General features: G+C 43.4%; 8 protein-coding genes. 4 read left to right on the top strand and 4 right to left on the bottom strand.

Annotated features, from left to right (window positions below; translation table 11 throughout):
* Nucleotides 1-113 precede the first annotated feature (113 nt).
* The 3 genes from A0125_RS01690 to A0125_RS01680 all read left to right on the top strand — a co-directional run bounded on the left by A0125_RS01690 (nt 114) and on the right by A0125_RS01680 (nt 5,079).
* Nucleotides 114-2,912, top strand: a complete 2,799-nt coding sequence (locus tag A0125_RS01690) for a TonB-dependent receptor (RefSeq protein ID WP_066751221.1) — start codon at nt 114-116, stop codon at nt 2,910-2,912.
* 84 nt (nt 2,913-2,996) lie between these two features.
* Nucleotides 2,997-4,001, top strand: a complete 1,005-nt coding sequence (locus A0125_RS01685) for a metallophosphoesterase (RefSeq protein WP_066751217.1) — start codon at nt 2,997-2,999, stop codon at nt 3,999-4,001.
* Between the two features lie 4 nt (nt 4,002-4,005).
* Nucleotides 4,006-5,079 (top strand): phytase, encoded by a 1,074-nt coding sequence (locus A0125_RS01680; RefSeq protein ID WP_066751214.1) that lies wholly within the window; start codon nt 4,006-4,008, stop codon nt 5,077-5,079.
* A 293-nt stretch (nt 5,080-5,372) separates the two neighbouring features.
* On the opposite strand, the gene A0125_RS15725 is transcribed toward A0125_RS01680, so the two are convergent.
* Together A0125_RS15725 and A0125_RS01675 are read right to left on the bottom strand one after the other, a co-directional pair.
* Nucleotides 5,373-5,558 (bottom strand): hypothetical protein, encoded by a 186-nt coding sequence (locus A0125_RS15725; RefSeq protein ID WP_197464724.1) that lies wholly within the window; start codon nt 5,556-5,558, stop codon nt 5,373-5,375.
* 155 nt (nt 5,559-5,713) lie between these two features.
* Nucleotides 5,714-6,859 (bottom strand): glycoside hydrolase family 76 protein, encoded by a 1,146-nt coding sequence (locus A0125_RS01675; protein ID WP_197464723.1) that lies wholly within the window; start codon nt 6,857-6,859, stop codon nt 5,714-5,716.
* Between the two features lie 300 nt (nt 6,860-7,159).
* On the opposite strand from A0125_RS01675, the gene A0125_RS01670 reads away from it, so the two are divergent.
* Nucleotides 7,160-9,715 (top strand): Kelch repeat-containing protein, encoded by a 2,556-nt coding sequence (locus A0125_RS01670; RefSeq protein ID WP_156472377.1) that lies wholly within the window; start codon nt 7,160-7,162, stop codon nt 9,713-9,715.
* 16 nt (nt 9,716-9,731) lie between these two features.
* Here A0125_RS01670 and A0125_RS01665 read toward each other — a convergent pair whose 3' ends face one another.
* The gene (locus tag A0125_RS01665; protein WP_066751208.1) at nt 9,732-11,906 is read right to left on the bottom strand and encodes a S9 family peptidase; all 2,175 of its coding nucleotides are present in this window, start codon (nt 11,904-11,906) and stop codon (nt 9,732-9,734) included.
* Nucleotide 11,907: 1 nt separating this feature from the next.
* The gene (locus A0125_RS15720; protein ID WP_197464722.1) at nt 11,908-14,127 is read right to left on the bottom strand and encodes a redoxin domain-containing protein; all 2,220 of its coding nucleotides are present in this window, start codon (nt 14,125-14,127) and stop codon (nt 11,908-11,910) included.
* Between the last annotated feature and the right edge of the window lie 8 nt (nt 14,128-14,135).

The raw sequence follows: 14,135 nt of genomic DNA, 5'->3' as shown, positions 1-14,135 counted from the left end.
GAAAATACTGTATAGTAAATTATGGATGTCATATACTTAACTTAAGCATAACAACGGCATAACATGTATTTATTGCAGGTAGAATAGTTTTGTGCAAAATTCAAACTACCTACATGAAATTATTTTATACGTTAGCCTTGGTATTAATTTGTACCAGTTCTATTGCACAAACTACCATTTTAAAAGGAAAGATATTGGATGCCAGTGATAGCTTTTCTTTGCCGGGTGCCACACTTCGACTGGAAGAAACGAATCGACACACGGTGTCCGATGCGACTGGTACATTCGAATTTTTGGGCGTTCCTATTGGCACTTACACTCTTACCGTCAACTATATGGGTTATCAGATGTATTCACAAAAGATAACCAACAATGGTCAACAGGAAAATTTGCAAATCTTGCTTGAACCATTGAGCCATTCTTTGCAAGAGATTAATATTATTGGTGATATCGCCAAAGGTCAAGCCAAAGCATTGAATCAACAAAAAAACAATAGCAACATTACTAACATCATCTCTTCCGATCAAGTGGGTCGGTTTCCCGATCAAAATATTGGCGATGCACTCAAACGCGTACCAGGGATCACGATGCAAAACGATCAAGGAGAAGCTCGGAACATCATTATACGTGGACTTTCTCCCGAATTGAACTCGGTAACGATCAACGGAGATCGTATTCCATCGGCAGAAGGTGATAACCGAAATGTGCAGATGGATTTAATCCCGGCAGATATGATTTCTACAATCGAAGTCAACAAAACGTTGACGCCCGATATGGATGCTGATGCCATTGGCGGTTCGGTAAATCTGATCACGCGCGCTGTTCCAAATAAACAACGTATATCAGCCACATTAAGTGGTGGTTATGCGCCGATCCGTGGCAAAGGATTGTACAATGGTGCTTTAGTGTATGGCAATCGTTTTCTAGAAAATAAATTAGGCGTCGTACTTAGCGGCACTCTACAAGCTCAAAATTTCGGTTCGGATAACATTGAGGCTACTTGGAAAGATTTCGATGGCCGCATAGGCATGAGCGAAATGGACATTCGCAAATATGATGTACAACGTATTCGTCGTAGTGTATCACTCGCTTCAGATTACGAATTCAATTCACGTAACCGTATCGAAGTGAATGCGATATATAATTGGCGCGATGATAGAGAAAACCGCTACAGAGCACGCTACACGGGTATAAAATGGGATGAAGATACACAAAGCTATACTGGAAATATCCGCAGAGAAACCAAAGGAGGTATCGACAATAATAGGAATGACAATACACGCTTGGAACGACAAACTGTAATGAATTTTGCGTTAAGAGGTGAGCATTTGTTGACATCTACCTTGGATTTTGATTGGGCAGCAAATTATTCCAAAGCATCTGAAGATCGTCCGAATGAGCGATACATGCAATTTCAGCAAAGCGGTGTACGCTTAGATCAAGATCTAAGCGATATGTCTAGGCCGCTAATCAGAGATCCATACCAAGACTATTCGCAGTTTGCACTGAGGGATTTGTCGGAAAACCACAATTACACATCCGAAGACGAATTTGGATTTAAGGCCAATTTCCGCTTTCCACTCAGCGTCATCAGAGATCAAAAAGGACGTTTGCGCGTCGGAACTCGCCTACGTGCCAAATCCAAGTCAAGAGATAATATCTTTTTTGATTACGAACCTGTCAGTCCACTCGGTGCAATGGGAAGCATGCCACTAGAGCACTGGAGCGGCGACAACTATGCCCCAGGCAGTCAATACACACCCGGTTCGTTTGTAGATAAACGGTATTTGGGCGGTTTGGATTTCAGCAATCCGAGCTTATTTACACAAAAAGTAAATCCAGAAGAGTTCTTGGCCGTAAATTACCGCGCCAAAGAATTGATATTCGCCAATTATCTGCGTTGGGATCAAAATATTACAGATCGTACTTCGATGATCGTGGGCGCACGTATGGAGTGGACAAAGATCGACTACACGGGTAATTATGTCGAGAACGAGGAAGATTTGATCGGTTCGGTCAATAATAAGAACGACTATCTGAATATTTTGCCAAGCGTCACGTTCAAACATCTTATTACACAAGATTTTATCTTACGTGCTGCATACACCACCAGCTTGGCAAGACCAAATTATTATGCGCTGGCACCTTACGTAAACAGCATTCCAGATGATACAGAAATCACTGCAGGTAATCCTAACCTCAAAGCGACGTACGCGCACAACTTCGACTTTATGGCAGAAAACTACTTCCAAAATGTCGGCTTAGTATCCGGAGGCATATTTTACAAACGCCTGAACAATTTCATCTACAAATACAGCGACCTTAATTATAATCGTGAAAAATTTGCTGCCGACTTCCCGAATGTGACTAATCCGATTCCTGTAGATGATGCCGGACAATGGTCGTTGGTACAATCTCGCAATGGGGATAACGTCGATGTTTATGGCTTTGAAGTAGCTTTTCAACGTCAATTAGATTTCTTGCCAGGACGGTTTTTGAAAGGTTTTGGTGTGTACGCCAATTATACATTCATCCATTCTAAAGCCAAAGGCATTACCAACGATGATGGCCAAGAACGTACTGGACTCGGATTGCCAAGAACGGCACCACACATGTTCAACGGATCCCTTTCTTGGGAAAACAATCGATTCTCAGCACGTCTATCTAGCAACTTTACGGCAGCTTATCTGGATGAGATTGGCGAATCCGATTTCAACGACGCATATTATGATAAGCAGTTTTTCTTAGATGCGAATGCATCGTACAAAATTACACCTAAGCTACGTATCTTTGGAGAAGCTAACAACCTGACTAATCAACCATTACGCTACTATCAAGGCAGTACCGAGCGTATGATGCAATTAGAATATTATCGTGCCCGCTATACGCTTGGTTTAAAGTTTGATTTATAGAATGACGCTTAAACAATACACATAACTGGTATAGCTGCAACAGTCTAAAATCACTGTTGCAGCTGTCATAAACACCGCATAAATATGAAATACACATTGTTTACTATTCTTGCTTTGAGCGGCTGCCTATATGGCCAAGCACAAGACAGAATTAGTCCTTTCGAATACGAAAAGCAAACGGGATATACAGGAAAAAATATTCAGGGACTGTCATACAGCGAAGACAGCTTTAACTTCGTTGTATTGGGTGATTTTGGACGCGTGGGCGATTACTATCAGCGCGATGTTGCTCGTGAGATGGGGCATGCCACTGTCGCGCTCGATGCCGAATTTATTTTATCCGTTGGCGATAATTTCTATCCTGACGGCGTACAAAGCACGCGTGATTATCACTGGATTTCTTCATTTGAAGCGATTTATACGGATCCTAATTTATATCGTCCATGGTATGTCGCCTTGGGCAATCATGATTACCGCGGCAATGTACAAGCACAAATCGATTATTCGGCCGTGAGCCGAAGGTGGAATATGCCCGATCGCTATTATAAGAAAACTTTTGAACTCGAAAACGGCAAAAAACTGCTGTTGTTGGTCATGGACACCAATCCCTTTATCAAAAGCTACCACAAAAATCCTGAAAAATACGATGGGATTGTAGCGCAAGATACGGCCGCACAACTGCGCTGGTTGGAACAAGAATTAGCAAACAACGATCCATCTATCGGCTGGAAGATGGTTGTCGGCCATCACCCACTTTATAGCGGAGGTGTACGCAAGGAAAGCAAAGACACGAAACAATTTGAACAACAATTTGCCGACCTATTTGACAAATACAGAGTAGATGCTTATATCTGTGGTCATGAACATGATTTGCAAATCATCAAACCAGCAGGACGATTCACAACACAATATCTATCGGGTGCCGGAAGTGAAGTACGCCAATCTGGTGAACGAGAAGGCACCATATTCGCAGCAACCGAACCGGGATTCCTAACTTTCTCGATCGTGAACAATCAACTTATCGTACAAGTCGTTAAAGCAAACGCCGACGGTGGGACCGTATTATACCAACACTTTTCATCTAAATAAAAAAATGCACAATTTATTTTCTCTAAGCATCATTGCCCTATTGTTCGGCGCATGTAGCGATCGTCTGGCCAGCGTTGCTCCTAATGCACTCCAACCAACTATCGTGACCGAGCCAACCGAGTACGACACCGACGATCCTGCTTTTTGGATTCATCCGACCGCCCCGGCAAAAAGCTTGGTTATTGGTACGGATAAAGAGGTGGATGGCGGATTGTATGTGTATGATCTACAAGGAAAGATTGTCAATAAATTTATTGGCATGCAACGCCCTAATAATGTGGACGTCGCTTACGGATTGGATATTAACGGCGTCAAAACAGATATCGCGGTGACTACCGAGCGTAAATCTAATACTATCCGCATTTTTGCTTTGCCCGATCTAAAACCGATCGACGATGGTGGTATTCCTATATTTGAAGGCGAATTGGGAGAAGATGAGCGTGATGGCATGGGCATCGCCTTGTATACGGATAAAACAGATTCAACCAATCAAACCATTTATGCAATTGTTGGCCGTAAGACGGGGCCTTCGGGAAGCTACTTGTGGCAATACAAATTGTCGGCAGATGCAAACGGCGTGGTAAAAGGTGAGATCGTCCGCAAATTCGGCACGTATAGTGGCAAGAAAGAGATCGAAGCGATCGCTGTAGATAATGAGTTGGGCTATGTGTATTACTCCGACGAAACTGCTGGAGTGCGTAAATACTACGCAAGCCCAGATGGCGGCAATGAAGAATTGGCCTTTTTCGGACAACAAGATGCTTTGCGTGATCACGAAGGCATTGCTATTTATAAAAAAGGAAATAAGGAAGGCTACATCTTGGTTTCTAATCAACAAAAAAATTCTTTTCTAGTATATAACCGAGCAGGCACAGAATCCAATCCACATGCACATACTTTGTTGTGCGAAATTCCGGTATCGGCAGTCGAATGCGATGGCGCTGATGCGATTAATTTAGATTTAGGACCTCAATTTCCTAATGGCATGTTGATTGCCATGAGCAATGGTCGTGTATTTCACTATTATGACTGGAGAATAATACAAGATTGGATTGATGAACATAGTAATGCTAAATAAGTGCATAACTTACAGCAACAAAAAAATAAAAGCGGCTCATCGTATATGATGAGCCGCTTTTATGAAGGACAAAAACCGATCTCCATAACGAAGATCGGCCGAACAAACACAATTTAAACCAATGATGACTACCACACACATTAGACTGTTACACCTGCTGCATTATTTTCAAATGCCAGAAGGTATGTCTTCGATCCGCCATCCCAATGCAAAGGATCCATCATTTCTTTTCCTTCAACCAACACGCTGATAGGCTTCTTTGCCCATAATATGCGAGAAACATTGTCAGTTAATTACTTTTTGGCTGCCAAATGATGCTCGCTTAGTAAAGCATATTGTGCGCTGTAAGCAAACATGAACATGCCTTCAACGCCTTGTCCGTCGCGTTCATCGCCCCAGCCAGTTAGTAGATTGGTGGGTAAATATCCTTCTTGATTGTAGCGCTCAAAACCGTAATCTAGATTTCGCTGAAAAGCCATGAGGTAGGCATCGTTTTGTGTATATAAAGCGGCGGACTCTTTGTATCCTCGCAACAGAATGCCGTTAAACCAATTTTTAAATCCGTTTGTTCCAAAAGTATAGTGCTGGGGTACATCTTGTCCTAAGGTGGCAAATCGTACAAAACTCTTTTGAGCTAGTTCACGTGCATCACGTGCATAGGATTCGTCTTTGGTCGCGCGGTATAAATCGCTGCGCCGGAAAGCATGGTTCCGCTGTTATAGGTAAACGCTTCACCAACAGCATCTCGCAATGGTGTATTAGCACGGTATCGTACGCCATTGATTATTTCGTACTGTATGTCGCAGTTGGGCACACAACCGCCCATCATATCGCTATATACGCCATCACTGTTCAACAAATGTGACTTTTGCCACTCGTATACTTTTTTGGCATATTCTAGATAATATGCTTCTTTGTCAACAGATTTGATCAGTCGTGTTTGTTGATCTTTAGGGTCGATATACCGTTGTTCTATCTGTTCGGATTTACTTTTGTAGATTTCATGCAACCAGACTAGCGGTGAAATTAGCGGTCCATTACTACAAGCGTGTTTGCTAGTATATCCTGGTCCCCAAGGTATGCCTCCATTTTCGTTTCCTTGCTCATCGATGGTCGTATCCCAGCCATCTAAAACATATTCGGTCAGGTATTCTGCTTTTTGTAAATACGCTTCATTTCCAGTGATCTTGTACGATTCCAATAGCTCGCGTACGAGCCACATTTGATCGTCGTAAACATTGAGTACTCCCGTTACATTGGCCTGTCCTTTTTGACCGACGCGATCAACGGCGTACACCGACCACTCGCGTGTTTGTGTGTATGAAACCAGTTCAAACGTACCTAAGTAATAGTCAGCATTATTGTATAGATTATCCAATAGCTGCACGTAGCGCTGATAATGCTGATCATATAAAGTTGTTTCATTCGCTTGCTTTGCTTTTTGTAGGCCAACCAATATGGCATTAACCGCCTCAATCCCGGCAGTATACATCCATACCGACGCTCGCTCTTCCGATTTAACTTGTGTAAATGGATTGTAGAATCGGCGCATTTCGAAAGTTTGCGGATCAAATTGCTTCTGAATGGTGATGTCGACCAGTGCTATCGATCGTTCAAGATTTCGCAGTGCGATCTCCGATTCAGCATCATCTACAGCCTCACCTACTTCTTCAACAGGTGGCGCGATATTTTGAGAGCAGGACGATATGCCACTACTACTCATCATTGCAGACATAAGCGTCGTACGGATGACAACTTGAACAATACGGTTTGATTGCATAATGTTGAGAATTTGGTTTATAATTATCGTTCTGCTTAGCTTGGTTGTGCCTAGCCGATCACACTAGAAGCAATATAGAGCCGCAGGGGTTAATTTATGGGTTAAAATAAGTCTTTTAACACCTAAATAAAGTCTTAACCCTACGAAAAAACAAATCAAAATTTCTGTAACGCATGCTGATGATGTGGTAGAAACTATCGTAAGGCTACTGTCTGCTAAAACGATTATTGAGTTTTTTAATTACATTTGATGTAACAACACTACCAATAATATGGACTTGGATAGTCCGGGATAAGCTTGATGATGAAAGTAACTAATCTACCTCTAATCGTATTGTTATTTTTTTGCCTTTGCAGCAACGTATTTCAAAACGATGTGCAGGCACAAGGCATTGAGCTAACAGGTAATCATCAACCTATCGAGCAACGTTCTTCAATCTGCCTGTTCGAAGAAGATCATCTCAGCTTTAAAGGTATATTAAATATCAATTTTGATGTACACATCCGTGATGATAATACATCAGGATATCTGATACGCCTCAAAGATAAAGACCAACAGCCAACCTACAATCTCTATTTTGATAAGGAAGGACAACAAGCCGTTTTCCGTTTCAATGAAGAAGGAAAAAGCGGTCTGATCCGGTTAACCGTTGATATTGATCAGCTTCATCTGCAACGTTGGGTTCCTATCCGCCTAATCTACGACCTACGCAAAGGCGTCATTACCCTTGCAGTCGGCGAGCTGGCCACAGAAAGTACGCGCGCACCACAACTAAAGAACTATTCTCCGGTGGTCGTATTCGGCAAAAGTGATTACCTGATCGATGTACCCTCATTTTCAATCCGGGAACTGGCCATTACTGATGATCGGCAAGCGTTCGTATTTCCAATGCGCGAGAGTACGGGAACGGTCTTACACGATGAGGCAGGGCATCCACGCGGCAAAGTCTCCAATGTAATATGGCTACTCAATCGCGCATATCACTGGAATCGAAGTAGTGCACTGTATTCAGCTCAAAAATCAGGGTCTGAGTACGATCTGAAACGGCATGTCGCCTACTACTTCAACAGCGATTCACTATACATCCATCATTTGCGTGGCGGTTCTACCGAATCAATTCGGTTTACTAATCCTTGTCCGATATTGATTAAGTTAGGCAACAGCTTTATTGATTCTACCGAAAATCGGCTTTATGTGTACGAGACGTTTTATGAGCATCCGTACTCCGGTCCCACTGTCGCGAGTCTAAGTTTGGACGATTTTACATGGCGCGTTGAAAGTGATCGATATTTGGGATTGGAATTAAATCATCACGCTGCACATTATCTTGCAGATCAACGGGCCTTATTTGTTTTCGGTGGATTTGGCAATATGTTGTACAATAACGACATGAGGCGCTATGATCTAGATCAATCCTCGTGGACTGCATCTCAGAACTTTTCTAAGGATGAGATATTACCGCGGTATTTCACCTCCATGGGGTACAGCGAAGCCACGAATAAAATGTATTTGTTCGGCGGAATGGGCAATGAATCTGGGCAGCATATCGTCGGGCGTAAGTATTTCTATGATTTGTATGAAGTAGATCCGTCCGCGGGTAGAACTACAAGGCTGTGGCAACTGGATTGGAAAGAACATCATTTTGTACCTGCTCGCGGATTGGTAATCCCGGACGACAAATGGTTATATATGCTTGGATATCCAGAGCATGTTTCGCATTCATTGATCCAGCTGCGCCGTTTTTCGCTGCGCGATGGTAGCTACGAACAATTGGGTGATTCTATCCCCATTTATTCAGATAAGATCAGCACGCGTGCAAAGTTGTACCACGACAAAAATTTGCAGAAACTCATTGCCATTGTTCAAGAGTCGGATGACGATATTCGATCCAAACTATCGGTATATGAACTAGATTTTCCGGCGATCAGTCCATCAGCATTACATGCATTTCCATCATCTGCTATCCAAGCCTGGTGGCGGTGGTTTGGCGTGGCTATTATGGTCAGCATCGTGGCAGCAGCTCTATGGATTTTTCGAAGAAAACAGAAGAGACAGCATCAAGTTACTGACGAAGCCATGCTGCCATTGCGTCTACAGCGCACAGATACAGACGATCGGTTGCCTAAACCAGCAGGATGGAAACACCCCGATCAAAACAGTATCTTTTTGTTCGGTGATTTCACCGTGATCGACCGTCGTGGTAACGACATTTCACACCTCTTCAGTACGCGGCTACGTCAGGTATTTTGTCTGATACTTCTGCACAGTAACGCCGCAGGCATCAGTTCTACTTTACTCAGCTATATGATATGGCCCGATAAGCCTAAGGATAAGGTAAAGACCTCACGCGGTGTCACGATTAATAGTCTTCGGAAAGCGCTTAGCACGGTGGAAGGCATCGAAATTGTATATGAGCATGGACATTATCGAGTCGTGATTGATCATCCATGCTATTGCGATTATGCCGTACTACAAACACATATTGCAAAGAATAAGGATTTGACCGCTAGAAATATCAGTCATCTAATTCGCCGCGGCAAGTTTTTATTGGGATCAGACGACCCCTTGTTTGACGAGGCCAAGGGCCAGCTCGAAGAAGAATTGATTTCACGATTGCAACAAACCATTCTCACTCTGGAAGAACAGCATAATTGGCATTTGCTTTTCACTGCTGCCGATCTACTTATGGTGCTCGACCCTATTCACGAAATGGGGTTAAAAAAAGGGCTGCTTGCGTTGCAAAATCTTCATTTGACGTCGCAAGCCAACCACTTCTATGATCGATTCAAAGATCAGTACCAGCAGTTACTGGGAGAAACATATCCTATAACTCTTTCCGAATTAATGAAGATTTAGGTTTTTGCAGAAGGTCTTACCTATCCGAATCCCTAAAACGCTCAAAGAATTCGTATGTTCGCAGCATTTGATCGATGCGCTGTGCTACGTTGCCCGATCGGGTAATTTCGTGGTCAGCATCGGGATGGCGTACGTATTCTACTTCTCTATCGAGATATTTGAGTTGTTTATACAAATAATCGCTTTGCGTGGGACCAGTACGGTTGTCATTTTCACCATGGAAAATAAGCAACGGTGTCTGGATATCTGTAGCATACGTTATAGGCGACTGCTCTTCTAAGATTTGTTTTATCCCATTTTCCCACGGAAAACCACCAAAATAACGTTTTAACATCGGCCATACATTGCCACTGCCAAAGAAAGTGTACAAATCATATACGCCACGCTGGCTGGAAGCGGCACGAAAACGATGGTCGTGCGCGATAATCCAAGTCGTCAAAAATGCACCATAAGAACCACCAGTAACATACAGATTGTTTGAATTCACCCATCCTTGCGACACCACTTTATCCACAGCGGTCAAAACATCTTTAGAAGGACCTAATCCCCAATCCCGATAATTGGATTGCAGAAAAGCTTCGCCATAGCCATTAGAACCACGAGGATTGCCATACAGCACGCCATATCCTTTTGCTATAAAATATTGGTATTCGTGCCACATACTTGCGTCGCCAGGACCAAACATCGAAGCCGGCCCGCCGTGAATCTGCACTAAAAGCGGACTTTTGTGTGAGGTACTGGCTGCTGCAGGTTTGAGTAACCAATATTCCACTTCTAATCCCAGCTCATTGGTAAAGGTGAATTTTTCTGGTTTTGCGATGGATTTTCCAGCCAACCAATCGGCATTGATTTGGGTGATAGCTTCCGATTTGGAAAAATCCGAGGTGCTGATAAATAATTCTGACGGATTAGCATACGTCGTTTTTGAAAAAACTGCTTGCTTCTTGCCAACCCAATAATCATTAATTCCTTCATCTACTGAGGTGAGCACCAAAACTTTTCCAGAAGATAAATCGACCTGATTGATAACCTTACCGCCATTACTTGAGGACAAGAAGTAGAGTTCATCATCTTTCTGACCAAATTGTACCTGCGCTTGATTTCTATCGTGAACTATGCCTTTACCTTGCCAACTTTTTGTATCATACACCCACAGTTGGCCTAATGTGAGTGAATTTTGGGCCACTTGGCTAATCGCTACTTTCTTTCCAGATGTCGCTACAGCTTCCAGCTGATAGCGATGTACGCCGTCGCCCAATACGCGCTCTTGCGTACCGGAGTTGATGTTAATTAGCACAATGTCCGATGAATTAATTCGATCGGGATGCGCTAGTGTATCGCGATCTACGCTCGCAATCACCTGATCTGCGGCAATAAATTCTGCTCGTGGGTACGAACGGAAACCTGTTGTGAGTGGTCTAGCGCTGGTGGTATCCGTCAAATCAACAGTATACCAATGTGTGAAGTAGAGCGTACCAGTGGTGGAGCTTTCTGTTTGAAATTGTAGTTTGTTCGTCAGCTTAGCGATGGATTTTTCTTCATTCTGCTGCAAGTAAGCGGCTACTTGTTGGGCATCACCATCGGCATCTGCTTGTGCGGTCGATTTACGTATCGTCTTATTGGCAGCATCTCCCGGCTTTTCAAAAGACCATGCCGGAATGGCATCCGTTGGGTTAAAATTCTTGCTCGTGATGAGATCTTGCAAGGTCAAACGCACGGCTAACAATGCCTTCTTGCCATCTGCACTGAATCTTACCTGTTGTACTTGATACGGAATGATTTTGGAAAACGACAGCGTATCTAAAAAGTTTGTATTGTACGCATAGAGTTGCTTATCCTTTCCTACTCGTTTAGCAATTGCCCATCTTTTGCCATCGGGTGCGTACGCGATTTGCTCAATGAGTTTGTCGTGCGTTGCGATCGATTGTTTGTTTGTCGTGGCTTGCGGTTTTAATGCTTGTGTGAACCACTGCGTGCGATAGGTAAATCCGCCGATAACGCTACTATCCGCAACGATGTCTTTGACTGCGTAAGATACTTCACTCCCATTCATGGGCACCTGCACATCCGTAATCTGCTTTATCTTTTTCAGATCACTGATGCGAATATCGCTTTGTTGTGCTATAGCAGGTTGCCAAATAATAAAACCTATAAAGGCCAGAAAGGTATTAGATAATGTTGTGCTTGTCATATTATATTTTGGTATCTGCCTGTGTCAACTTTTCAATCAGTTTTTGGGCAGAAAGTTTCGCTTTTTGATCAATAAATTTTGGTTCGGTATCATCACCGATCTCATATACCAGTGCTTCGGCGTCGTAGTTTTTATAAAAATAGCTATATGCAGTGAAAGTTGGACCTTCAAAGTACAGCGGTTTTACATGCGGCTCATAACCCGGAACGGCATTGCGCAAGCTAGCAATCCATTCGGGCACGAAACCCGGAAAACGACTTTTGAGGTTAGGATCTACGGTGTAGTAAATATCTTTGCCTGTGGAGTGAAAATCGATGGCAAAATACAACTCTCTACCTTGCGCTTTGATCTCTTGCTGAAAATAATCGCGCAGCGCCTGTGTTTCTGGCTGATGAAAAGCATCCCAATCACGATTAAGATCTGCTCCATTAGCATTCGCACGCCAGTGCCCTTCATCGACACCGTCTGGATTCGCTACCGGAATGAAATATACGTAATATGCTTCACGGAATGCGCGCGCATCGGGCGTATCGCCCAATAAATAATCGACAAATCCGGCATAAGCATAATGCCCTGTGATCTCGGGCGGATGCTGCCTGCCCATCACGATAAGGCGTTTTTTACTTTCGGCGTTTCCAGCGCCATACACGTATAATGGAGCTTGCAGCGCAGTCTTGCCGACTTCTTTTTTATCTAAATGGACTTTAGGATTGATGTTTTCTAACCAGCTATACACTTTTTCGGATGGAATATTTTCTTGCGCAGCTATCCATATTGGCTTGGCGCGTAGCGCCAGAGAAAAGCGCACCGCTTTGTTGCGTTCGCCCTCTTTGATAAATTGTAGGTTAGTGATTTTCGTCCATTGATCGGGCGATTGACTAATTTTTGGATCGTAACGATGGTAAAAACCATCTGCATAATTGATCTGAACTTGGATCGTGGTGTCTTGCGTAGCCCACGCCTCAAATGCATACCACGGACTTTGATTGATCGGTGTACGCTCTGGCGCGATCAGGATTTGGTATACTCCATCCGCAGATTGCGTCAGGCTATTTAGACGAGAACCAGCAGATTCATTGCTAAAAAATACGCGATCGTCGGTGCTGAATATTTGCTTTTGCTGTTTATCAATTTCTCGATTTTCAGTGGATTCAAAAGCGATCGGATCTTGTCCTTTAAACGTATTATTCTTCCAACCTAATCCCACTCGTTCGCTTCCTTGATCTTTTTTATCATTAAATAAACTATCTAATACAGCGCCCAAACGCTCACCTTTCACATTTTTAGCAACGATAATGCCTTGATCATCTACTAAGAAGTTGGCAGGAATAGCACGTACGGCGTAAGCCGCCGCGATCTCACTATCCCAATAGCGGAGCTCGGACACGTGCAACCAAGTCAGTTTATCGTCGGCAATTCCCTTTAGCCAAGGCTCCTTCTTCTTATCCAAAGACACGGCATAGATCTGAAAACCCTGATCTTTGTACTTTTGATAATTGGCCACGATATTTGGGTTTTCTCGGCGACATGGCGGACACCAAGAAGCCCAAAAATCGATTAAGGTATATTTTCCTAGATTATCATATAAAGCGACTTGTTTTCCGTCAGGATCAGCGGCTACGATAGCAGGTGCTTTTTTACCAACGGCTACTTGCCGTACCACCTCAATAATTTTACGCAAATCCTTAGTGTAGCGCGATTGCTGCTGCGCAGGACTTAGCAAAGCGATGTTTCGCTCCAATTCCTCGGGCGATAGCTTATACGACCAGTCACGATACAACACATAACTAGATACAATCTCGTCTGGATGTTGCTTAATAAAGTCACTTATATTGACTTGTTTTTCTTTTTTGTAGGCTTCAAACAGCGCATGCGCCTTCGATCCTTTCACTTTTAAGCTTTCACCCGCCGCTGCCTCGCCATCCAACGCGATGTTGGTTGCCCCTTGATCAAGGAACACATATGCCGGAACGTTTTCCTTATCTAGCGAGACGCCATACAAATCGGGCAAAGGCACTCGATTTGTAAAGGAGAAAGCCTTTTTACTCACTTTCGCAGAGTCGATCACGGTAAATGTTTTGTTCTCAAATCGATGTAGATACACGTATTCGGCATCCGAATGCTTCACCGTGCCCTTCAGACGCAATGCTGATTCTTGTGCCTGCACCAGACTCAATCCGGCAAAGAAGGATAAATAGGATAAATATATATTTGCTTTCATGCTGTGTT

It is taken from the genome of Sphingobacterium populi (genome assembly GCF_001586775.1).
Taxonomy (GTDB): Bacteria; Bacteroidota; Bacteroidia; order Sphingobacteriales; family Sphingobacteriaceae; genus Sphingobacterium; species Sphingobacterium populi.
This window is presented reverse-complemented; position numbering and strand designations above follow the sequence as displayed.